Genomic DNA, 22326 nt, shown 5'->3' on the forward strand with positions numbered 1-22326 from the left:
CCTGTGAAAAAGCATTACGCCGTGACCAGGTGGACACCTTTTGATCAGAACGAAATGAACGCGTCTCGGACGGGTTCGAAATAGGTGAAAACGCGTCCCCGTTTTCGTACGAAAACGACGTTTGATTTCGCCAGTGTCCCTATATTTCAAGGGAATTCCCGGATGCGCCGCGTGCTTCGTGGACGCTACCATCCGCCCCATGCGTCGGCCCAACCCGGCTCGCGCAAGGCTCGCTTTATCCCACACGGAGATCACGATGAAAGTACTGAAACTCGCTGCTATTGGCGCGGCATTGTTCGCTGTTTCGGCAGCCGCCAATGCGGGCGCGACCTTCGATAACGTCAAGAAAAAAGGGTTTGTCCAGTGCGGCGTGTCGACGGGCATTCCGGGTTTCTCCATCGCCGACAGCAAGGGCGAGTACAAGGGCATTGACGTGGACATGTGCCGCGCCATCGCGTCGACCATGTTCGGCGATGCCTCCAAGGTGAAGTTCACGCCGCTGAACACGCAGCAACGCTTCACCGCGCTGCAATCCGGCGAAGTCGACGTGCTGACCCGCAACACCACCGTGACGCTGACCCGCGACACGACGCTGGGCCTGATCGGCGTTGGCGTGAACTACTACGACTCGCAAGGCGTCATGGTCTCCAAGGACCTGAACGTCAAGAGCGCAAAGGAACTGAACGGCGCCACGATCTGCGTGCAGCCGGGCACGACCACCGAGCTGAACCTGGCTGACTGGTTCCGCGGCCAGAAGATCGAATTCAAGCCGGTCGTGATCGACAAGTACGACGAAATCATCCGCGCCTTCTCGGCCGGCCGCTGCGACGCCTTCACGACCGACAAGTCGCAACTGGCCTCCACCCGCACCACGCTCGAGAATCCGGACAAGTTCGTCATCCTGCCGGAAGACTTCTCGAAGGAACCGTTGGGCCCCATGGTTCGCCAGGGCGACGAGCAATGGTTCAACATCGTGCGCTGGTCGCTGAACGCCATGCTGGAAGCCGAGGAATACGGCATCACCAAGGCGAACGTGGATGAAATGCTGAAGAGCCCCAACCCCAACATCCAGCGCATCCTGGGCGTGACCCCGGGCATGGGCAAGAACCTGGGCGTGGACGACAAGTGGGCCTACAACATCATCAAGAACGTGGGCAACTACGGTGAAAGCTTCGAAAACACGCTGGGCAAGAACAGCGCGATGAAGCTGGAACGTGGCTTGAACGCGTCGTACAAGCAAGGCGGTTTGATGTACGGCTGGCCGGTGCGCTAACACACGGCTGCCTGGCAAAACGGAGCCCTAGCGCTCCGTTTTGCCTAGCCCGCCACCGAGCGGGCGGCAGGAGTGGGGGGCGTGGCCTTGCCGGCGTTGCCACCCGGTGTACGACTTCTGTAGATTCATCATGACGACTTCCAATAAAAACGCCCCGATTTCGGCACCTCGCCGGCGGCTGAACTGGAATGACCCCGGGGTGCGCTCCGTGGTTTACCAGGTGCTTGCGCTGTCCGCGGTTGCCTGGGCCGTGTGGTTCCTGGTTTCCAACACGCTACACAACCTGTCCGTGCGCAACATCGCCACGGGCTTCGGGTTCCTGAGCCGTGAAGCCGGGTTCGCGATCGGCGAAACGCCCATCGCCTACACCCCCGCCAATGATTACGGCCGCGCCATCCTGGTCGGCCTGCTCAACACGCTACGCGTCGCCGTCATCGGCATCGTGCTGGCCACCATCCTCGGCACCCTGATCGGTATCGGCCGCCTGTCCAAGAACTGGCTGGTTGCGAAGATCACCTCGTTCTACGTCGAGGTCATGCGCAACGTGCCGCTGCTGCTGCAATTGTTCTTCTGGTACGCGCTGATCACGGAAAACATGCCGGGTCCGCGTCAGGCGCACAATCCGCTGCCCGGTGTCTTCATCTCCAACCGCGGCCTGAAAGTGCCGGGGCTGGAAGGCAATTCGCTGGACTGGATGCTGGCCGGCCTGGGCCTGGCCATCGTCGCCATCATCTTCCTGGGCCACTACGGCAAGAAGCGCCACGAAGCCACCGGCCACATGTTCCCGCTGGGCCGTTGGGCCATCGGCCTGTTGATCGGTCTGCCGTTCATCGGCTGGCTGGTCAGCGGCGCGTCGCTGACGCTGGACATGCCGGAACTGAAGGGCTTCAACTTCTCGGGCGGTTTGACCTTGTCGCCCGAATTCGCCGCATTGCTGGCGGGTCTGGTGATCTACACGTCGGCGTTCATCGCTGAAGTGGTGCGCTCGGGTATCCAGGCCGTGAACAACGGCCAATGGGAAGCTGCCGGTTCGCTGGGGCTGCCGCGCGCGAAGGTGCTGCGCCTGGTGATTCTGCCGCAGGCGCTGCGCGTGATCATCCCCCCGATGACCAGCCAGTACCTGAACCTGACGAAGAACAGCTCGCTGGCAGTCGCCATCGGCTACCCCGACATCGTGTCGGTCGTGAACACCACGCTGAACCAGACGGGCCAGGCCATCGAGGGTATTCTCATCATCATGGGCGCGTACCTGACGGTCAGCCTGTCGATCTCGATATTCATGAACTGGTACAACAAGCGCATCGCGCTGGTGGAGCGTTGAGATGAGCAGCACTACGCATACTCCCACCGAAGCCATGCCGCCGCCCAGCACGCACGTGGGCGTGTGGCCCTGGTTCAAGACCCGACTGTTCTCGTCGCCGCTGAACATCCTCATCACGGTACTGCTTGCGTGGTTCCTGTTGATGGCGGTGCCGGCGCTGCTGGAATGGGCTTTCTTCAAAGCGGACTTCAACGCGGCCAACGCGCAGGAATGCCGTGCCTCGGGGGGCGCCTGCTGGGCGTTCATCATCGAGAAGCACCGGCTGATCCTGTTCGGCACGTATCCATTCGACGAGCAATGGCGTCCGCTGATTGCCACCATCATCCTGGTGGGCGTGATCATTTGCAGCGGCATCCGTTACTTCTGGAACTGGAAGCTGGCCGCCATCTGGACCGTGGGCCTGACGGCCGTGGCGCTGCTCATGTGGGGCGGCGTGTTCGGCCTGACCTACGTGGAAAACGCGCGCTGGGGCGGCTTGCCGCTGACGCTCATCCTGTCCACGTTCGGCATTGCCTTTGCCTTCCCGATCGGCGTGCTGCTGGCCCTGGGCCGGCGTTCGAAGATGCCGGCCATCAAGGCGCTGTGCGTCGTGTACATCGAGCTGATCCGCGGCGTGCCGCTGATCAGCCTGCTGTTCATGTCGTCGGTCATGCTGCCCTTGTTCCTGCCCGAAGGCTTCTCCATCGACAAGCTCTTGCGCGCGCAGATCGCCATCATCCTGTTCGCCGCGGCCTATATCGCGGAAACGGTGCGCGGCGGCTTGCAAGCCATTCCGAAGGGCCAGTACGAAGGCGCCGATTCGCTGGGCCTGAACTACTGGCAGCAGATGCGCAAGATCATCCTGCCGCAAGCGCTGAAGATCGTGATCCCGCCGCTGGTCAGCATCTTCATTGCGCTGTTCAAGGACACGTCGCTGGTGGTGATCATCGGTATTTTCGACCTGACACTGGCAGCCAAGGCGGCCTTGTCCGACGCGGCATGGCGCGGGTTCGGCGTAGAGGCGTACCTGTTCATTTCGCTGATCTACTTCGTGTTCTGCTTTTCCATGTCCAAGTACAGTCAGGCGCTTGAAAAACGTCTTGCGACTGATCACAAACGCTAGCCACTGGCGCGCGTCCGCCTTCGGGTGGGCGCGCACAGCGATATTTACGGGAGTACAGGCATGTCGGATGCCATTATTCGTATGCAGGACGTGAACAAGTGGTACGGCCAGTTCCACGTGTTGCGCAACATCAATCTGGACGTGGCGCAGGGCGAGCGCATCGTGGTGTGCGGCCCGTCGGGCTCGGGCAAGTCCACGATGATCCGCTGCATCAACCGTCTTGAAGAGCACCAGAAAGGCCACATCATTGTGGACGGCACGGAGCTCACCAATGACTTGAAGCACATCGAGACGATCCGCAAGGACGTGGGCATGGTGTTTCAGCACTTCAATCTGTTCCCGCACCTGACCGTGCTGGAAAACCTGACGCTGGGCCCCATGTGGGTGCTGAAGAAGCCGCGCGCGGAAGCCGAAGCGACGGCCATGAAGTACCTGGAGCGCGTACGCATTCCGGAACAGGCGAAGAAATTCCCCGGCCAGTTGTCAGGCGGCCAGCAGCAGCGCGTGGCGATTGCGCGTTCGCTGTGCATGAATCCGAAGATCATGCTGTTCGATGAGCCGACCTCGGCGCTTGATCCGGAAATGGTCAAGGAAGTGCTGGACGTGATGGTGTCGTTGGCCCAGGAAAGCGGCATGACGATGATCTGCGTGACCCACGAAATGGGCTTCGCACGCAAGGTCGCCAACCGCGTGATCTTCATGGACCGCGGCGAAATCATCGAGCAGAACAACCCGGACGAGTTCTTCGACAACCCGCAGAACGAACGGACGAAGCTGTTCTTGAGCCAGATCTTGCACTGATCGGCTGAAGACCGCCTGTTCGGCAAACACCCCAAAAGTTGGATTTCGGTCCGGCTTTTGGGGTGTTTTTCATGGGTGCTTTTCTGAATGTACCTTTTGAGCGACAATCCGGTATGTTCAGATTTCGAGAAACCGAGGAATTTTCCCGTTGGCTTGAATCATTGCGAGACGCCCGAGCGCGCGCTCAAATCCTGCGGCGCTTATCCCGTGCAACAAAGGGAAATTTTGGCGATGCTGAACCCGTGGGTGAAGGCATCAGCGAAATGCGTGTGGACGTCGGTGCTGGCTACCGCGTGTACTACGCCCGAGCTGGAAGGGTGGTCTACGTGCTGCTTTGCGGTGGTAATAAGGGCAGCCAAACCAGAGACATCGCCCACGCGAAACGTCTCTGGTCGCAAATAAAACGGAGTACCGATCATGACGAAATACCGTGACTTCGACGCTGCGAATTATCTGAAAGATGATGAAACGATCGCGCATTATCTTGCGGACGCAGCGGCCGAAGATGATCCCGATGCGTTTCTCGAAGCGCTGGGCGATGTGGCACGTGCGCGCGGCATTACCGAAATCTCGCGCGAAACGGGACTCGCAAGGACGAACCTATATCGGGTGCTCGCTCCGGGCGCGAATCCCAGCTATCACACGTTGCGCAAGGTAATGAACGCGCTTGGCGTTTCGTTGACGGCGCTAGTCAAAACCAAACGGGAGCCGACTCCCCAGGGATGAGATCTGCCAGTATCCCTTTGTTACGCCATCCTTCTCCCTGCGGTATGCTACTGACCGCCATCGATCTGGAGTGAGGAGAACAACATCATGACGAAGACCCCCCGTAGCGCGGTTCGCCGCGCGCTGTTGCAAGGCGCTGTGGCGCTTGCCGTGACCCTGCCTTTCGGCGCGCCTGCGCTGGCTCAGGCCACTGATTTTCCGACGAAGCCGATCCGCTTCGTTGTGCCTTACCCGCCTGGCGGCCCGCTGGACACCATGGCCCGCATGCTGGCCGAGAAGGTGCGTGGTTCGCTGGGGCAGCCCGTGATCGTGGAAAACCGGTCGGGCGCGGGCGGCAATATTGGCGCTGACCTGGTGGCCAAGGCGCCGGCTGATGGCTACACGCTGGTGATGGGCGCTGTGGCGACGCACGCCATCAACCCCTGGCTGTTCGCGAATCTGCCGTACGACCCGGTGAAGGATTTTGCGCCGGTGACGATTGTGGCGTCGGTGCCGAATGTGCTGGTGATGAACGTTGAGTTCGCTGAGAAGAACAACATCAAGACCCTGGCGGATCTGATCGAGTACGCGAAGAAGAATCCGGGCAAGCTGAACTACGGTTCGGGCGGCAACGGCAGCGCGGGCCATCTGTCGGGTGAGTTGCTGAAGGCGCGTGCTGGCATCAATGTCGAGCACATTCCTTATCAGGGCGCGGCGCCCGCGCAGTTGGCGTTGCTGTCGGGTCAGTCGGATTTCATGTTCGACAATCTGGCGGCGTCGGCGCCGTTGATCAAGGACGGCAAGGTGAAGGCGCTGGCGGTGACGACGGCGAAGCGTTCGTCGTTGTTGGCGGATGTGCCGACGGTTGAAGAGTCGGGTGTGAAGGGCTTTGATCTGGGTACGTGGTTTGGCGTGTTCACGACGGGCGGCACGCCGGCGCCGGTGGTGGCGAAGTTGAACAAGGCGTATGCGGATGCGATGCAACAGCCGGATGTGAAGCAACGCCTGCTGACCATGGGGTCGGAGACGGGGCCGATGACGGCAGAGGCGTTTGCTGAATTTGTGAAGGGTGAGAAGGCGAAGTATCAGGAGATTGTTAAGATTTCTGGGGCTAGTTTGAATTGATGTTTTTGGGGGTTTGTTGACGCCCGTGGCGCCGGTGGCCTGCGGTGCGCGGGGCAACGATTGCGGTCCGGAGCCTTCGCTCCGGACTGCCCCTGCCTCATCCTCGTTGGCGCCTGCGGCGCCTGCCTTCGGATTCCGTTGGGCTTATCGACGCCCCGCGCACCGCAGGCCACCGGCGCCACGGGCTCCAGCAGTTGCAATCTCACGGTCGCTGGGGAGAGTTTCTTGCTTAGGGTTCTGCTCATCGGCGAGGTGGGTGAGGAAGATCTTGCGGGGCCCGCCCCATGCCGGCCGCGCGGGCGGCCTTGTGGGGCTTACGCGGTGTCTTGCGTCGGCGTAGTGTCGCTTCGCGAGGCTTGTGCGGTGTCTCGCTTCGCGGGATTTGTACGTGGGTTGCGTCGTGGGGTTTGTGCGATGTCTCGCTTCGCGGTTCGTCTACGTGGTGTCGCGTCGCTCGTCTTGTAGGATGGGGGAAGCGCTTGCGGGTGTGGCCTTGAGCGCCGATGCGCGCCGCGCGTAACCCATCAACCCTTGTCCCGTGACTTCATCATGCAATTTTCCCCCGCCATTCCCATCCTTCGTATCTTCTCCGTCGACAAAGCGCGCGAGTTCTATCTGGACTTTCTTGGCTTTGAATGGGATTGGGAACATCGCTTTGAAGCGGGCTTCCCGTTGTACGCGCAGGTGCATCGTGGCGATTTGATTTTGCATCTGTCCGAACATCACGGCGATGCCACGCCCGGGTCCGCTGTGTTTGTGCGGATGCAAGGCGTGGACGCGTATCACGCGGAAGTCTCGGCCAAACAATACGGGTATATGCGGCCGGGCGTCGAAGACTTGCCATGGGGGCGGGTGATGGCGGTTACCGATCCGTTTGGCAACCGCCTGAGCTTTTGCGAAAGTCAGGACTAGATCCTCGCCTTTCTTTGCGCACTACATCTTTGCGCGCTACATCTTGCAGTCGGCGGCGTGCACGTCGGTGTGGTCGCGGGCCAGCACTTTCAGGTTTTTGTACACGAGCTTGCCGTCTGGGCCGGCTTCGATGTGCAGCAGGTACCAGTCCTGAATGGGATGGTTGTTGGGGCCGAATTTGAATTTGCCGCGGACGCTGGCGAAGTCGGCTTTGCGTAGCGCAGCGCGGAAGTCGTCGGGGCGGCCGGTGATGTCGCCGTTGACGGCTTTCAGGGCCGAGGCAATCAGGTTGGCGGTGTCGTAGGCCTGGGCAGCGTAGGCGGTGGGCGGGCGCTTGTAGGCTTGCGTGAAGGCGTCGACGAAGTGTTTGTTTTGCGCGTTGTCCAGGTCGGCGCTCCACAGTGAACTCAGGTAGAAGCCTTTGCTTGCCGTACCGGTTGCGGCGAGCATGCGGTCGTCCATGGAATAGATCGGGGTGATCATTTTGATCTTGTCCGACAGGCCGGAATTGGCGAATTGCTTGGTCAGGTTAATGCCTGCGCCGCCCGGATGGAACTGGAAGATGGCGTCGGGGTTCAGCGAGCGGATGCGGGCGAGTTCTACCGAGAAGTCGGATTGGTCGAGCTTGGTGTAGATCTCTTCGGCAATGTCGCCTTTATAGGCGCGCTTGAAACCGGCGACGGCGTCACGGCCGGCCTGGTAGTTGGGCGCCATGACGACGACGCGTTTGACGCCCAGTTCGTTGGCGGCGATGCCGGCGGTGTCGGCGTAGGAGTCGTTCTGGAAGGCGACGGCGAAGTAGTTCGGGTTGCAGGCTTTGCCGGCGTAGTTGGAGGGGCCGGCGTTCAGGCTGACGTAGAAGCCGCCTGCGTTCAGCACCGTGGGGCCAACGGCCGCCATGACGTTCGAAAAGTTGACGCCTGTGAACAGCCGCACGCCATCCTGCACCATCTTGTCGGCGGTCTGCTTGGCGTTGGCGGGCTTGAGCGCGTCGTCTTCAACGCGCACGTTGACGGGTACGCCACCCAGCTTTCCGCCGCCTTCCTTGACGGCCAGCATGAACGCATCGCGCTCGTCTTCGCCGATGTAGCCGGCGGGCGTGGAGAGCGTGCCGATGAAGCCGATGTCCAGCGGTTTCGCCTGCGCGCCGGCCACGGATGCCACGAGCGCGAGCGCGATGGCGGCGGTGCCGCGTAAGGTGATGCTTGTCATGGTTGTCTCCTCATTTGCGCTTGTTTAGTGCGCCTGTTTAGTGCGCTTGTTTAGCGTGCGGTTCGTTGCGCCTGTTCCGTGCGCTTGTTCCGGGCGCTTGTCTTCTGCGCTGTTATGGTGCCGCGAGGCAGTGCTCTACCTTCCAGCCGTACAGCCACTGCAATGCGTCGTAAAACTGGGACTGGCTGCGGCCGGTCCACAGCATGTTGCGCACGGTGCGTTCAACGCCTCGTGCGTGATAGAGCCTGCCCATTTCGCGTGTTGACCACACCACGCGCGCGCTGCGCGGAATGCGCACCGATTCATACAAGCGGAACGCGGCTTCTAGATCGTGTTCGCATTGGCGGACGGCTTCGCCCAGCGTGACGGCGTCTTCCAGCGCCATGCAGGCGCCTTGGGCCATGTATTGCGTCATCGGATGCGCGGCGTCGCCCAGCAGGGTGACGCGGCCTTCGCCCCAGTGGTCGACGGGTTCGCGGTCGGCGGTGGCCCAGCGTTTCCATGAGGTCGGGCGGTCCAGCATTTGATGCGGGCGCGGGTGTATGCCTTCGAAGTACGACAGCACTTCTTCCTTGCTGCCTTCGCGCACGCCCCATTCTTCTTGTTCGCGGCTGTGGAAGGTGACGACCAGGTTGTATTGCTGGCCGCCGCGCAAGGGGTAATGCACCAGGTGGCAGTGCGGGCCGGCCCACAGCACGGGGGCATTGATGCGCAGTTCGTCGGGCATGTTGTCGCGTTCGACGACGGCGCGGTAGACCACGTGGCCGGTCACGCGCGCGGGGTCGCCCACGGTGCGTTCGCGGATCACGGATTTGACGCCGTCCGCGCCCACCACGGCGTCCGCGCGATAGCGGTTGCCGTCGGTGTCCACCACTTCCACGCCGTGCGCGTCCTGCGACATGCTGGCGATCTGGGTCGACGTGCGAAAGCGGATCAGCGGGTTCTGCTGCACGGCTTCCAGAATGGACAGGTGGATGTCGGCGCGGTGAATCACGGCATACGGCCCGCCAAAGCGCGTGCGGAACGCGTCGCCCGTGTCGATGCGCACGACTTCTTTGGCGTCCACCGCGTCCATCATGATGATGTGGTCGGTGAAGACGGCACGCGTGCGCGCCGTCTGGCCCACGCCCAGCGCGTCCAACGCCGCAAATGCGTTGGGCCCCAATTGAATGCCGGCGCCGATTTCGCCGATGTGCGCGGCTTGCTCCAGCAGTTGCACGGCGATTCCTTGCCTGGTCAGCGCCAGCGCGGCGGCCAGCCCGCCGATGCCGCCGCCCACCACGATGACGGATCGCGCCGCCTGCGTTGCCGTCGTTGCCATTGTTGATGTGTTCATGTTTGCTTCCTGCATGCCATCAGCCTTGCCCGCCAAGGAAGGCGCCCTGTGCTGTCAGCTGCGCCTGCAAGGCGGCAATGGAAATGTCGGCCGGTGTGAGACCTGCGCGCAGCGCCATCGCCGCCGCCGTGCCGGCCGCCTCGCCCATGACAAAGCAGCTGCCGCTGACGCGCGCGGCCGATTGGCCTTCGTGCGTCATGGACGCGCAGCGGCCCGCCACCAGCACGTTGCTGGCGACACCCGGCCCGCGCTTGGGCACCATCATGCGAAAGGGCAGCTGGTTGTAGCCGCGCGATTCGGGAATGGGCGGCCACATCCATTGCACGTCGCCCGCCGTGTGCATTTCCAGCGGCCAGCCGTTCACGCCGATGCTGTCGTCGAAGTTGGCGCAGCCCAATACGTCTTCCTTGGTCAGCACCGCTTCGCCCACGATGCGGCGCGTTTCGCGTATGCCCAGTTGCGGCGCGATGTCCAGCACATAGGCGTTTTCAAAGCCCGGCACCTTGGCGCGCAAGAAGCTCAAGTACTGCACGATTTGGCGGCGGCCTTCGAGTTCGCCTGCGGACAGCGAGCCGGCATCGGTGCCGTCCGCCGCGCTGCCGTCGGCATTGGCCAGCTGCGTAACGTTGACGCGCCATTCGTAGTCGTGCTTTTGCGGACGCACGATGGCGCCCCGGCGCGGAAACGTGAACTCGCCGCTGGCGGCGGCTTCGTCCATCAATAGCGGGATGGTCTTCCAGGCTTCCTGCGCGCGCGCGCCGTCCACGTTGCCGACTTTGAACATCAGCGTGGGGTAGAGCATGTGGCCGTGTTCGTCGCCTTTTTCAAACGGCAGGCCGCCCCATTGCGCGATGTCGGCGTCGCCCGAGCAGTCGATGAAGACCTTTGCGCGCACGGCGCAGCGCCCGGATTTCGTTTCCAGGAACAAGGCGTCGACGCGGCCTTCAGCGTCGCGCGCGAGGCCGGTCGCCAGGGCGTGGAACAGAACGTGTGCGCCGCTGGCTTGCACCAGGCCGTCGGCGGCGCATTTGAATGCCGAGATGTCGTAGGCCTGTGCGTGGATCTTGCCCAGTATCAGGTGCGGCTCGTTCAGCCCGTCCATGGCGCGCATGCGGTCCAGCAGATCGTTGGTCATGCCGTGCACCACTTGCTGGATGCTGCCGTGGATGTTGGCGTGCAGCCCGCAGAAGTTGGACACGCCCGCGGCGGTGCCCATGCCGCCCAGAAAGCCGTAGCGCTCCACGAGCAGCACGCGCGCGCCGTTGCGGGCGGCGCTGGTGGCGGCCAGGATGCCGGCGGGGCCGCCGCCCAGCACCACAACGTCATATTCCCCGTACAGCGGGACTTGGCGGGCGGGTTCGGTAATGACCATCAGATTCTCCTTGCGTGTGATGCGTGTCACTGGCCCTTGATGCCCAGCTTCTTGATCAGGGGTTCCCAGCGCGTGAGCTCGTCATCCATATAGGTGCGGAATTCGGCAGGCGTGCTGGCCACCGGGTCCATGAACTGCGCTTGCAGACGCTTGGCCACTTCCGGGTCGCGGATCGCCTGGATCAGCGCATCGGACAGCTTCTTTTGAATATCGGCCGGCACCTTCGACGACACCACGAAACCGATCCACGCCGAGCCTTCAATGCCCGGCACGCCCACTTCAGCCAAGGTCGGAATCTGGGGCAGCAGCGCCGAACGCTTGGACGACGTGACGGCCAGCGCCTTCAGGCGGCCATCCTTCACCATCGGCATGACGGCAATGGGCGGCAGCGCGGCGAATTGGGTGTCGCCCGACAGCAGTGACGTTAGCGCGGCGGGTGACGACGGATACGGCACATGCGTTGCGCGCGCGCCGATCTGTTGCAGCAGCAGCTCCACCGCCAGATGCGACACGGTGCCGGCGCCTGGTGACGGGAAGTTGTACTTGTCCGGATTCTTCTTCAGCGCTTCCAGCAGTTGGCCCACGTTGTCGATACCGGCCGAAGCGGGCACAACCAGCACGTTGGGCTGGTGCACGGCCAGCGTCAGTGGCGACAGATCGGTGGCGGGCGCATAGGGCAGCTTGTCGAACAGCAGCGTGTTGTTCACCAGCGGGCCGGTGATGGACACGCCAAACGTGTAGCCGTCGGGCTTGGCGTTGGCGATGGCGAAGGTGCCGATGTTGCCGCTTGCGCCCGGCTTGTTTTCGATGACGATGGTCTGGCCCAGGATGGCGCCGGCCTTCTCGCCAACGATACGCGCGACCTGATCGGGGCTGGAGCCGGGGCCAAAAGGCACGATGGCTTTGAGCGGTTGCGCGGGCCAGGTGTCGGCGGCCTGCGCTGCCGTCCAGGGCGTCAGCGCAGCCAGCCCCAGCAGCATGGCGGCAGCCATGGCGGGCGCGATGCGAAAGTGCGTCGGCGGCAAGAACTTAAGCATGCGTGTCTCCCACATCTTTCATGGTGTCGAAATAGGTTTGCTCGTTGGCGATGAAGGCGGCGACCATTGCGCGGTAGGTGGCGTCCACCACCTGTTCCAGGTTCGCAAAGCCGGCGTTGTGGCGCGTGGCCAGCGCGCGGGCCTTGTCGAACACCTGCGCCTGGCGCGCGGGTGCGCTTACCTGGAATGCATCGCGCTTGAAGCGCGCGGCGTCCTTCACATACATGGCGCGTTCAGCGATCAGGCGCACGATCTCGTCGTCGAGCCGGTCGATGTTGGCGCGTACGTCAGCCAGGTTGGGGCACAAGGGGCGATAGGCGGGGTCGGTGTATGCGCGCAGCGGCGCGCCGTGGGTGTCGGGCTCTTGCGGGGGAGTCGGCGTCGTCATGAGGTGTAGTCGGGTTGTTGCGCGGGCGCGGCCTGCTGGAACGCGGGCTGCGCATTGCAGTGTTCAAAAATGCGCAGGATGCGCGGGTAGGCGGACACATCGCAGCCCATGCGCTGCGCGTTGGCCACTTGCGGCACCAGGCAGCAATCAGCCAGCGTGGGCGCATCGCCAAAGCAGTACGCGCCGTGTCCGTGCCGAGCCAGCAGGGCTTCAACCGCCGTCAGCCCTTCCTTGATCCAGTGGTGATACCAGGCCGTCTTTTGTTCATCGCTTGCGCCCAGCACGTCTTGCAGATAGCGCAGGATGCGCATGTTGTTGACGGGGTGGATGTCGCAGGAGATGGCGTCCGACAGTTCCAGCACGCGTGCGCGCGCCAACGTGTCAGCGGGAATCAGGCGCGGTTCGGGGTGCGTTGCGTCCAGGTAGTCGATGATGGCAAGCGACTGCGACAGCTGCACGCCGTCATCAATCAGCAGCGGTACGCCCGCCGACGGATTCTTCGCCACATAATCGGCCGCGCGCTGCTCCTGCTTGCGCAGATTCACGGGCAGATAGTCGTAAGACAAACCCTTGAGCGCCAGCGCGATGCGCACGCGATACGACGTCGAGCTGTTGAAGAAGCTATGAAGTTGCATGGGGGCTTCCTGTAAGGGTCAAACCATCTGCACATTGAGGGTGCCCAGGCCGTCGACGCCGCCTGTCATCTTGTCGCCGCGCACCACGGGGCCGACGCCTTCGGGCGTGCCGGTGTAGATCAGGTCGCCCGCTTCCAGACGGAAGTATTTGGACAGGTAGGCGATGGTTTCGGCGACGGACCAGATCAGCTTGCCGATGTCGCTGCGCTGTTTGTCGGCGCCGTTGACTTGCAGCCAGATGGCGGCCTGGTTGGTGTTGCGCACGGCTTCGGCAGGATGCAGCGGGCCGATGGGCGCGCTTTGGTCGAAGGCTTTGCCCAGTTCCCACGGGCGGCCCGCTTCGCGCATCTTCATCTGCAAGTCGCGCCGCGTCATGTCCAGGCCGACGGCGTAGCCCCACACGTGTTGCAGCGCGTCGCCCACTGCGATGTTGGCGCCGCCTTTGCCGATGGCCGCGACCAGTTCAATTTCGTAATGCAGGTTGGCGGTTTCGGGCGGGTAGGGCAGTTCCAGCGTGTGGCCATCGGCAACCGGCACGACGGCGTCGGCGGGCTTGCAGAAAAAGAACGGCGGTTCGCGGTCAGGGTCGAAGCCCATCTCGCGCGCATGCGCGGCGTAGTTGCGGCCCACGCAGTACACGCGGCGCACCGGGAAGACGTCCTGGCTGCCGGCAACAGGCACGGCGACAGGGGCGGGGGGAGCAAACACAAAAGACATGGATCACCCTTGGAGGGAAACTGCGGGAAGCAATGAGGAAAGCGCGGAGGAAAGCAATGAGGAAAGCGCGGAGGAAAGCGCAGCGCTAAGCGAACGGGGCGGCGTGGATCAGCCGACGCGTTCTTCGCGCCACACGCCCAGTGCGTCTTGCACGGGGCGGTCGGAATAGCTGAACAGGGTGACGTCATCCAGCGCGGCCAATTGCACGGGCAGCCACGACGGCGCCACGAAGACGTCGCGCGGGGCGAAGTGGAATTCCTGGTCGCCGATACGGGCGGTGCCGCGGCCTTCCACCACGCTGTAAACCGTGGAGTCGGTGCTGCGGTACGTCTTGCCTTGAAAGCCCGCTGGCAGCAGCTGCATGAAGGTCGCCATCGTGGGCATGGGGTACCCGCCCGTGGCCGGGTTCAGGTAGCGCAGCTTCACGCCGTCCCAGGGGTCGAGTTCGCCGTGGCGGTACAGCGCGTCCAGCGCTTCGCGGCTGCGTTCGTAGGGGTAGTTGAAGATGGGCGACGTGCCGCTGCTGGTCTGGTGCCGCACCGGCGCCATGTTGTTGCCGTAGCGCGCCATGCTGTCGCCTTCGTGGCGGGTGACGGGTTGGGTCGCCTGCGGATAGTTTTCGGCGAAGCCGGCATCCAGGAAGCGCAACAGCGGGATGTCCAGCCCATCCAGCCAGACGACGGGCTCGCCGCCTTCGGTGGTTTCGGCGTTGCCGTGGTCGTGCCACGTCCAGGACGGCGTGATGATGAAGTCGCCCGGATGCATGGTGGTGCGTTCGCCGTTGACGGCGGTATACGCGCCGCGGCCTTCCACGATGAAGCGCAACGCCGATTGTGTGTGGCGGTGGCTGGGCGCGATTTCGCCGGGCAGGATCAGTTGCAGTCCGGCATACAGGCTTTGCGTGATGCTGGCTTGTCCGGGCAGGCCGGGGTTTTCCAGGATCAGCACGCGGCGCACGGCTTCTTCGGCGGTGATGAGCGAGCCGGACGCCATGACGTCGTCGCGCACGTCGTCGTACTTCCAGAGCGCGGGCACGCAGCGCGGGGCGGGCTGGCGGGGAACCAGGTTGTGCAGGGACTCCCACAGGGGAGCCATGTTTTTCTTGGCGATGCGGGCGTAGTAGGCGGCGCGATCGGCGCTGCGATCCGATGGGCGGTCGGACGCTTGATGGGCGGCGGGGGCGGCGGCAGGAATGGCTGCGCTATCCGCGCGGCCGCTGTGGCTGTCGGGCATGGTTGTCTCCAGTATGTCCGGCTGATGCCGGCTTCTACGGGTGGCCGCCGCGTGGTTCGCGGCTGGTCTCGATATGGAGACGATTATGCGCAGAGCAGCTATGTGTTTTGAAATGAAATTATCTTATTATCCATACGAATAACGATATACATACGAGACAAATCCCCCCAAGACGAGGGCCTGCATGGACTGGACCCACCGCCTGCGGCTGCGCAATCTGAAGATGCTGTTGAGTCTGGCGCAGACCCGCAACATCAGCCATTCCGCCGCAATGCTCAATACGACGCAGCCCGGCTTGTCGAAGTGGCTGAAAGACCTGGAAGACGACATCGGGCTGCCGCTCTTCGAACGCCACGCGCGCGGGCTGCGGCCTACGCCGCATGGCGATGTGTTGATTGCGCATGCGCAGCGCATGGAGGCGCAGCTGGATCGCGCCAGCGCCGACATGGCTGCGCTGCGCGAAGGCGGCGGCGGGCGTGTGGTGATTGGCGCGTCTGGCGCGTCGGCGTCCGACACGGTGCCGTTGGCGGTGATGAAGCTGCTGGAACGCATGCCGCAAGCGCGCGTGAAGCTGGTGGAAGGTACAACGGACCGCTTGCTGGCGCAGTTGGCGCAGGGCGATCTGGACATCGTGGTGGGCCGTTCGGCGCCCGAGCATCACGACCCCGCCATCCGCTTTGAAGCGCTGTACCTGGAACCGATTCATCTGGTGGCGCGTCCACGTCATCCGCTGTTTTCCATTGAGCAACCCAGTTGGCAGGATCTGTTGTCGTACCGATGGATTCTGTGGCCCAAGGGCACGCCGATCCGTAACGCGGTGGACGCGGCGCTGGCAGCGGCGGGGCAGTCGCCGCCCGTGGATCACGTGGAGTCGAATTCGGTGACGATCAACCTTACGCTGATCAACAACAGCGACATGATCGGCGTGGCGTCGCATCGCGCGGCGTTGCGGTTTTCGCAGATGCGGGCGATGCAGATCATTCCGGTGCGGCTGTCAGGCTTCGGGTCCGTGGCGATGTATTGGCGTGAGGACGCGTTCCGGCCGATGGCGGTGCAAGAGGCCATGGCGGCGTTGCGCAATACCGTGGCGGAACATGCGCCGGGTGTGACGAGGTTGTGATGCCATCTTCCCGCTCCGGCCTGAATGCGTTGATTGCGCAGTGCCGCAGGGTGGAGGCTGCGCTGGCGGAAGGCAGGCACCCGGCAGAGTCCGCGGCCATGCATCGGTTCGTGGCGGAAATGGATGCGCGCGATACGCCGCCGGGGATGTGGTCGCCGCTGGCGTTGTCGGTGTTGGTGATGACGGGCGGGCTGGGGGTGGGGATTGAAGTGCTGAGCCTGCTGCTGCGGGTTGCCGGGTCGGCATGGGCGGCGTTTGCGCTGGTGGCGGTGTGCGCCGGAACGGCGCTGGCGTTGTCGATTGGCGTCGTGATGCTGATGGCGGGACGGTCAGCGGGGTTGGTTGTGGTGAAGCGGCTGGCGATTGGGTTGGTGACGGTGGGCGCGTTGGGGGTGATCGCGTGGACGCAGGGCGATGTGAGGGCGGTGGGGCCGGTGGTGGCGTTGCTGGGCGGGTTGGGGGCGTGGTTGGTGGCGAATAGTTCGGGGTTTTATGTGTTTGTGGGGTATCGGGTGGCGCGGAGGTGGTTGGAGGGGGGGAGGTAGGGGGCGGGTTTGGCTGTGGGTGTGGCTGTGGTTGCGGCTGAGGATGAGGTTGCGGTTGCGGTTGCGGTTGCGTGTGGGGGTGGGTGTGCTAGTGACGCCCGTTGCGTCGGCGGCCTGCGGGGCGCGGGGCAACGATTGCGGTCCGGAGCCTTCGCTCCGGACTTGCCTAGGCGGCCCCTCCCATCGTCATCGTCGTTGTCGCCTTCGGCGACTGCCTTCCGATTCCCTCGGGCTTATCGACGCCCCGCGCCCCGCAGGCCGCCGACGCAACGGACTCGGTCAGTTGCAATCTCATAGCAGCGGGGGCGAACGGGTTTCTTAGGGTGCTCACCACGGGGGTTGGGTGATGGAAGATCTTGCGGGGCCCGCTCCATGCCGGCCGAGCAGGCGGCCTTGTGGAGCTTACGCGTGGGGGTGCGGCGTGAGGGTGTGCGCTTCGCGTGTGGGTGCGCTGCTTGGAGGGAGGAGTCAGACTGCGAATTTTATTTTGGAGTCAGACTGCAATTTATTTCTGGAGTCAGACTGCATTTCTTTGCTGGAGTCAGACTGCATTTCTTTGGTGGCCACCGTTTCGTAATTCTGGTGTCAGACTGCAATTTCGTGCTGCTGGAGTCTGCAGCTGGAGTCAGACTGCAATTTCAAAAATGCAGTCTGACTCCAGCACACTCAGCACACTACTCCAATACACGCTATCAACGCACTGGTCCTACTTGGCGGCTACCGTTTCGGGCGGGACCGGGTTTTCCCAGCCGCCGCCGATGGCGCGGATCAGTTCTACGGCTGATCTTGCTTGCTCGCCGCTCAATTGCACGGCTACGCGTTGTTGCAAGAGGACGCTGCGGTCGGCTTCGATGACGTCTAGGTAGCTGATCGAACCTTCGCGATACTGCGTGTGGGACAGCTTGGCGGCGCGGGCCGAGGCGTCGACGGCGGCGTCTTGGGCCTTGGTCTGGTCGGACAGGATGCGCAGGTTGGCCAGGTTGTCTTCGACTTCGCGGAACGCGTTCAGGACGGTTTGGCGGTAGACGGCGACGTCTTCTTCGTAGACGGCGCGGGCGCGGTCCAGGCCGGCTTGGCGGCGGCCGCCGTCGAAGATGGGCATCGACAGCGCGGCGCCGACGAGCGGGCCGAGCAGGAACGTGCGGCTGGACCACTGGAACAAGTTGCCCAGGTCAGACGACTCGTAGCCGAAGGCGCCGGTGATGTCCAGGCGTGGGAAGAACGCGGACTTGGCGGCGCCGACGCGGGCGTTGGCGGCGGCCATGGCGCGTTCGGCGGCGGCGATGTCGGGGCGGCGTTCCAGCAAGGTCGACGGCAAGCCGGCGGGGATCGACAAGGCGACCTTCTGGATGGGCTGCGGCGGCATCGTGAAGTCGGACGGGGCGCGGCCCAGCAGCACGGCCAGCGCGTGTTCAGACGCGGCGCGGCGGCGATCGATGCCTAGTGCTTCCGATTGCGCGGATGCGAGTTCGGCCTTGGCGCGCGCCAGGTCCAGTTCGCTGATGTCGCCGGCGTCGTAGCGGCGCTGGATCAGTTGCAAGGTGTCGGTGCGCAGCTTGACTGTTTGGCGGTAGAGCTGCGATTCGGCGTCTTGTTCGCGGACCAGGAAGTACGTGGTGGCCACGTCTGCCTGCAAGGCCAGCAGCACCGAACGGTACAGCGCTTCGCTTTGCTGGGCGTCAGCGGTGGCGGCGTCTGCGGTGGAGGCCACGCGGCCGAACAGGTCGGCTTCATACGACACCGCGCCTTGCGCGCGCCACGTCGTGACCGGCGAGGTGGAGGTGCCGTCGGGCAGCCCTTGCGATACGGCCGACGGGCGTTGACGGTTGGGGCCGAAGGCGGCGTCCAGCGTGGGGAAGAAGCCGGCGCGGGCTTCGCGTTGCAGCGCGCGGGATTGCGCCAGGCGGGCGGCGGCGGCTTGCAGGTTCTGGTTGGCCTGTTGCGCTTCGTCTTCCAGCTGGTTCAGGCCCTCGTCGCCGAACACCTTCCACCAGGCGCCGCGCAGCGCGTCTTCCGACGGCTCGGCGGGCTTCCAGGTGCCGGCTTCAGCGGCGGGCAGCGCGGCTTCCTTGAATGCCGCGGGCGCGGCGGCAGACGGCTTTTCGTAGGTGGGGCCCACCGCGCAGCCGGCCAGCACGAGCAGGATGGCAAGCAGGGCGGAACCGCGGGTCAGTCTTTGGATCATGATGAATTCTCTTTGGCGCGCGCCCCGCCGGGTGGGGCGGGACGCGCTGGCTTCTCTTTTTGTCTGCCGGCTTTATGCGTGAGTCTGCGTGGCGGGCGGCGCGTTCGTGTCGATGTGCGGGGCGCACTCCGGCGCTTCATGCGGGGCCGCCGAGTGCAGCGGCTTGCCGCCCAGCGAACGCAGCAGCACGTAGAACACCGGCGTCAGGAACAGGCCGAACAAGGTCACGCCCAGCATCCCGAAGAACACGGCAACCCCCATCGCGTGGCGCATTTCCGAACCGGCGCCAGACGACAGCACCAGCGGCACCACACCCATGATGAACGCGATGGACGTCATCAAGATCGGGCGCAGACGCAGGCGGCTGGCTTCGATGGCGGCTTCCAACGGCGTGCGGCCGCTCATCTCCAGCTCTCTTGCGAATTCCACGATCAGAATCGCGTTCTTCGCCGACAAGCCCACCAGCACCATCAAGCCGATCTGCGTGAAGATGTTGTTGTCGTTGCCCGTCAGGTAGACGCCCGTCAGGGCGGCCAGGATGCTCATCGGCACGATCAGGATCACGGCCAACGGCAGGGTCAGGCTTTCGTACAACGCGGCCAGCACCAAGAACACCAGCAGCACGCTGATCGGGAATACCCACAAGCCGGCATTGCCCGCCAGAATTTGCTGATACGTCAGGTCAGTCCATTCGAACTTCACGCCACGCGGCAGCGTCTCGGCGGCGACGCGTTCGGCCGCGGCTTGCGCCTGGTCAGACGAGTAGCCGGGCGCCGGGCCGCCGTTGATGTCGGCGGCGGTGTAGCCGTTGTAGCGCACCACCATTTCGGGGCCGAACGTTTGCTTCACCGTCACCAGCGACGACAACGGCACCATGTCGCCCGCGGCGTTGCGGGTCTTCAGTTGCAGGATGTCGTCGGCGTGGGCGCGGAACGGCGCATCGGCTTGGGCGCGCACCTGGAACACGCGGCCAAAGCGGTTGAAGTCGTTCACGTACATCGAGCCCAGATAGATCTGCATGGTGTCGAACACTTCCGTCACCGGCACACCCAGCTGCTTGGCCTTCACGCGGTCCAGGTCCACATCCAGTTGCGGCACGTTGATTTCGTAGCTGGAGAACGCGGGGCCGAGCTCAGGCGTTTGGCGCGCCTTTTCCAGGAAGGCCTGCTTGGCCTTGTCCAGTTCGGCGTAGCCCAGCGCGGCGCGGTCTTCCAGTTGCAGCTTGAAGCCGCCGAGCGTGCCCAAACCCATCACAGGCGGGGGCGGGAACACGGCAATGAACGACTCCGGGATGGCCGCAAACTTCTGGTTCAGCGATGCGGCAATGGCGTTGCCCGACAGTTCAGCGCCCTTGCGTTCTTCAAAGGGCTTGAGCGTCACGAACACGATGCCGGCGCTGGAGCTGTTGGTAAAGCCGTTGATCGACAGGCCGGGGAAGGCGATGGCGGATTGCACGCCGGGTTCCTTCAGGGCGATGTCGCTCATGCGGCGGATCACGGCTTCCGTGCGGTCCAGCGACGCGCCGTTGGGCAACTGCGTGAAGCCGATCAGGTACTGCTTGTCTTGCGCCGGCACAAAGCCGCCGGGCACCAGGTACGACACACCGATGGTGGCGGCCACCAGCACCGCGTACACGCCCATCGCGCCGGCCTTGCGGCGGATCACGCCGGACACGCCCGTGCCGTAGGACTCGGACGCGCGGCCAAACATGTTGTTGAACCAGTTGAAGAAGCGGCCGAAGACGCGGTTCATGCCACGGGTCAGCCAGTCTTGCTTGTCGTGATGGCTTTTCAGCAGCAGGGCCGACAGCGCGGGCGACAGGGTCAGCGAGTTAAAGGCCGAGATCACCGTCGAGATGGCGATGGTCATGGCGAACTGCTTGTAGAACTGGCCGGTCAGGCCCGTCATGAACGCCAGCGGCACGAACACGGCGCAGAGCGTCAACGCGATGGCGATGATGGGGCCGCTGACTTCGCGCATGGCGCGGTAGGTGGCGTCGCGTGGACTCAAGCCCGCCGCGATATTGCGTTCGACGTTTTCCACCACCACGATGGCGTCGTCCACCACAATCCCGATGGCAAGCACCATCCCGAACAGCGACAAGGCGTTGATCGAATAGCCAAACACCAGCAGCAGCGCGAACGTGCCCACGATGGAGACCGGCACGGCCAAGAGCGGGATGATCGACGCGCGCCACGTTTGCAGGAACAGAATCACCACCAGCACGACCAGCGCGATGGCTTCCAGCAGCGTGTGCACCACGGCTTCGATACTGGAACGCACGAATTGCGTGGGGTCGTATTCGATGCGGTATTCCACGCCCGGCGGGAAGTCTTGCGCCAGCTCGGTCATGGCGGCGCGCACCTTGGACGACACGTCCAACGCGTTTGCGCCCGGCGATTGCATGATGCCCATGCCGACTGCCTGCTTGTTGTCCAGCAGCGAACGCAGGCCGTATTCCTGTGCATCCAATTCCACGCGGGCAACGTCGGACAAGTGCGTCACGGCGCCGTCGGGCGAGGTCTTCAGGATGATGTCGCGGAATTCCTCTTCGCTTTGCAGACGGCCGCGAGCGTTCACGTTCAGCTGCAACGGCACATCGCCTTGCGTGGGCGACGCGCCGATCACGCCGGCGGCCACTTGCACGTTCTGTTCGCGGATGGCGGCGACCACTTCAGACGCGGTCATGCCGCGCTGCGCCACCTTTTGCGGGTCAAGCCACACGCGCATCGAGTAGTTGCCCGACCCCCACACCGTTACTTCGCCCACGCCGGTGATGCGGGCCAGACGATCCTTGACGTTCAGGATGGCGTAGTTGCGCAGGTAGGTGATGTCGTAGCGGTCGTTCGGCGAGATCAAGTGCACGACCAGCGTCAGCGTGGGCGAGCTTTTTGCCGTGGTCACGCCCAGGCGCTGCACGTCCGGCGGCAGGCGCGGCAGCGCTTGCGACACGCGGTTCTGCACCAGCTGCTGCGCCTTGTCCGGGTCCACGCCCAGCTTGAAGTTGACCGTCAGCGTCAGGTTGCCGTCGCTGTTGGCCTGCGACTGCATGTACAGCATGTCTTCGACGCCGTTGATGGATTCTTCCAGCGGCGACGCGACGGTCTCGGCGATGACCTTGGGGTTGGCGCCCGGGTACTGCGCGCGCACCACCACCGATGGCGGCACGACTTCCGGGTATTCGGAAATGGGCAGCTGGAACATGGCCAGAAGGCCCGCCAGCAGCACCAAGATGGACAGCACGCCGGCAAAAATCGGCCGGTCGATGAAGAACTTTGAGATATTCATGGACGTTCTCTGTAGACGC

20 protein-coding genes are annotated in these 22326 nt (G+C 63.7%); 10 read left to right on the top strand and 10 right to left on the bottom strand.

The features are described 5' to 3' along the window. Window positions 1–256: 256 nt before the first annotated feature. From AC1DB0_RS21450 to AC1DB0_RS21485, 8 genes are all read left to right on the top strand, one after another. Window positions 257–1273: an amino acid ABC transporter substrate-binding protein gene (locus AC1DB0_RS21450; RefSeq protein WP_054427064.1), complete on the top strand. Its 1017-nt coding sequence runs from the start codon at window positions 257–259 to the stop codon at window positions 1271–1273. A 130-nt stretch (window positions 1274–1403) separates the two neighbouring features. After that, entirely contained in the window at window positions 1404–2594 is a 1191-nt protein-coding gene (locus tag AC1DB0_RS21455; protein WP_054427094.1) for an amino acid ABC transporter permease, read from the top strand. A gap of 1 nt (window position 2595) precedes the next feature. Then, window positions 2596–3696: an amino acid ABC transporter permease gene (locus AC1DB0_RS21460; protein ID WP_054427065.1), complete on the top strand. Its 1101-nt coding sequence runs from the start codon at window positions 2596–2598 to the stop codon at window positions 3694–3696. Between the two features lie 60 nt (window positions 3697–3756). Continuing rightward, window positions 3757–4497, top strand: a complete 741-nt coding sequence (locus AC1DB0_RS21465; protein WP_046803291.1) for an amino acid ABC transporter ATP-binding protein — start codon at window positions 3757–3759, stop codon at window positions 4495–4497. 71 nt (window positions 4498–4568) lie between these two features. Further along, a complete protein-coding gene (locus tag AC1DB0_RS21470) occupies window positions 4569–4931 on the top strand; it encodes a type II toxin-antitoxin system RelE/ParE family toxin (RefSeq protein ID WP_254600739.1) in 363 nt (120 codons plus the stop codon). After that, window positions 4915–5223 (top strand): addiction module antidote protein, encoded by a 309-nt coding sequence (locus tag AC1DB0_RS21475; RefSeq protein ID WP_054427066.1) that lies wholly within the window; start codon window positions 4915–4917, stop codon window positions 5221–5223. Before AC1DB0_RS21470 ends, AC1DB0_RS21475 begins: the two co-directional genes overlap by 17 nt. Before the next feature lie 87 nt (window positions 5224–5310). Further along, window positions 5311–6327: a Bug family tripartite tricarboxylate transporter substrate binding protein gene (locus AC1DB0_RS21480; RefSeq protein WP_175171540.1), complete on the top strand. Its 1017-nt coding sequence runs from the start codon at window positions 5311–5313 to the stop codon at window positions 6325–6327. Window positions 6328–6876: 549 nt separating this feature from the next. Beyond that, window positions 6877–7239 carry a glyoxalase superfamily protein gene (locus AC1DB0_RS21485; protein ID WP_441372749.1) on the top strand — a complete coding sequence of 121 codons (363 nt, stop codon included), beginning with the start codon at window positions 6877–6879 and terminating at the stop codon, window positions 7237–7239. A gap of 36 nt (window positions 7240–7275) precedes the next feature. On the opposite strand, the gene AC1DB0_RS21490 is transcribed toward AC1DB0_RS21485, so the two are convergent. The 8 genes from AC1DB0_RS21490 to gtdA form a co-directional block, all read right to left on the bottom strand. Continuing rightward, window positions 7276–8451: an ABC transporter substrate-binding protein gene (locus AC1DB0_RS21490; RefSeq protein ID WP_054427068.1), complete on the bottom strand. Its 1176-nt coding sequence runs from the start codon at window positions 8449–8451 to the stop codon at window positions 7276–7278. A gap of 112 nt (window positions 8452–8563) precedes the next feature. Next, a complete protein-coding gene (locus AC1DB0_RS21495; protein WP_054427069.1) occupies window positions 8564–9787 on the bottom strand; it encodes a 3-hydroxybenzoate 6-monooxygenase in 1224 nt (407 codons plus the stop codon). A 19-nt stretch (window positions 9788–9806) separates the two neighbouring features. Next, complete coding sequence (locus AC1DB0_RS21500) at window positions 9807–11159, bottom strand: FAD-dependent oxidoreductase (RefSeq protein ID WP_476757578.1); 1353 nt, start codon at window positions 11157–11159, stop codon at window positions 9807–9809. A 26-nt stretch (window positions 11160–11185) separates the two neighbouring features. After that, complete coding sequence (locus AC1DB0_RS21505; protein WP_420865349.1) at window positions 11186–12151, bottom strand: Bug family tripartite tricarboxylate transporter substrate binding protein; 966 nt, start codon at window positions 12149–12151, stop codon at window positions 11186–11188. Window positions 12152–12188: 37 nt separating this feature from the next. Continuing rightward, window positions 12189–12584, bottom strand: a complete 396-nt coding sequence (locus tag AC1DB0_RS21510) for a chorismate mutase (protein ID WP_476757579.1) — start codon at window positions 12582–12584, stop codon at window positions 12189–12191. Next, a complete protein-coding gene (gene maiA, locus AC1DB0_RS21515) occupies window positions 12581–13219 on the bottom strand; it encodes a maleylacetoacetate isomerase (protein ID WP_454669874.1) in 639 nt (212 codons plus the stop codon). Before maiA ends, AC1DB0_RS21510 begins: the two co-directional genes overlap by 4 nt. Window positions 13220–13237: 18 nt before the next feature. Further along, window positions 13238–13936, bottom strand: coding sequence for a fumarylacetoacetate hydrolase family protein (locus AC1DB0_RS21520; RefSeq protein ID WP_476757580.1), 699 nt, complete (start codon window positions 13934–13936; stop codon window positions 13238–13240). A 108-nt stretch (window positions 13937–14044) separates the two neighbouring features. Next, on the bottom strand, window positions 14045–15169 hold the full coding sequence (gene gtdA / locus AC1DB0_RS21525) for a gentisate 1,2-dioxygenase (RefSeq protein WP_476757581.1): 1125 nt from the start codon (window positions 15167–15169) through the stop codon (window positions 14045–14047). Window positions 15170–15353: 184 nt separating this feature from the next. Between gtdA and AC1DB0_RS21530 the strand changes: the two genes are divergently transcribed. Together AC1DB0_RS21530 and AC1DB0_RS21535 are read left to right on the top strand one after the other, a co-directional pair. Next, on the top strand, window positions 15354–16289 hold the full coding sequence (locus AC1DB0_RS21530; RefSeq protein WP_054427075.1) for a LysR substrate-binding domain-containing protein: 936 nt from the start codon (window positions 15354–15356) through the stop codon (window positions 16287–16289). After that, complete coding sequence (locus AC1DB0_RS21535; RefSeq protein WP_454669872.1) at window positions 16289–16834, top strand: hypothetical protein; 546 nt, start codon at window positions 16289–16291, stop codon at window positions 16832–16834. The genes AC1DB0_RS21530 and AC1DB0_RS21535 overlap by 1 nt, the downstream gene beginning before the upstream one ends. Window positions 16835–17540: 706 nt before the next feature. On the opposite strand, the gene AC1DB0_RS21540 is transcribed toward AC1DB0_RS21535, so the two are convergent. Further along, window positions 17541–19019: an efflux transporter outer membrane subunit gene (locus AC1DB0_RS21540; RefSeq protein ID WP_447578839.1), complete on the bottom strand. Its 1479-nt coding sequence runs from the start codon at window positions 19017–19019 to the stop codon at window positions 17541–17543. A 72-nt stretch (window positions 19020–19091) separates the two neighbouring features. Beyond that, window positions 19092–22307: an efflux RND transporter permease subunit gene (locus tag AC1DB0_RS21545; protein ID WP_175171532.1), complete on the bottom strand. Its 3216-nt coding sequence runs from the start codon at window positions 22305–22307 to the stop codon at window positions 19092–19094. Window positions 22308–22326 lie beyond the last annotated feature (19 nt).

Source organism: Achromobacter sp. 10T422, from assembly GCF_056394065.1.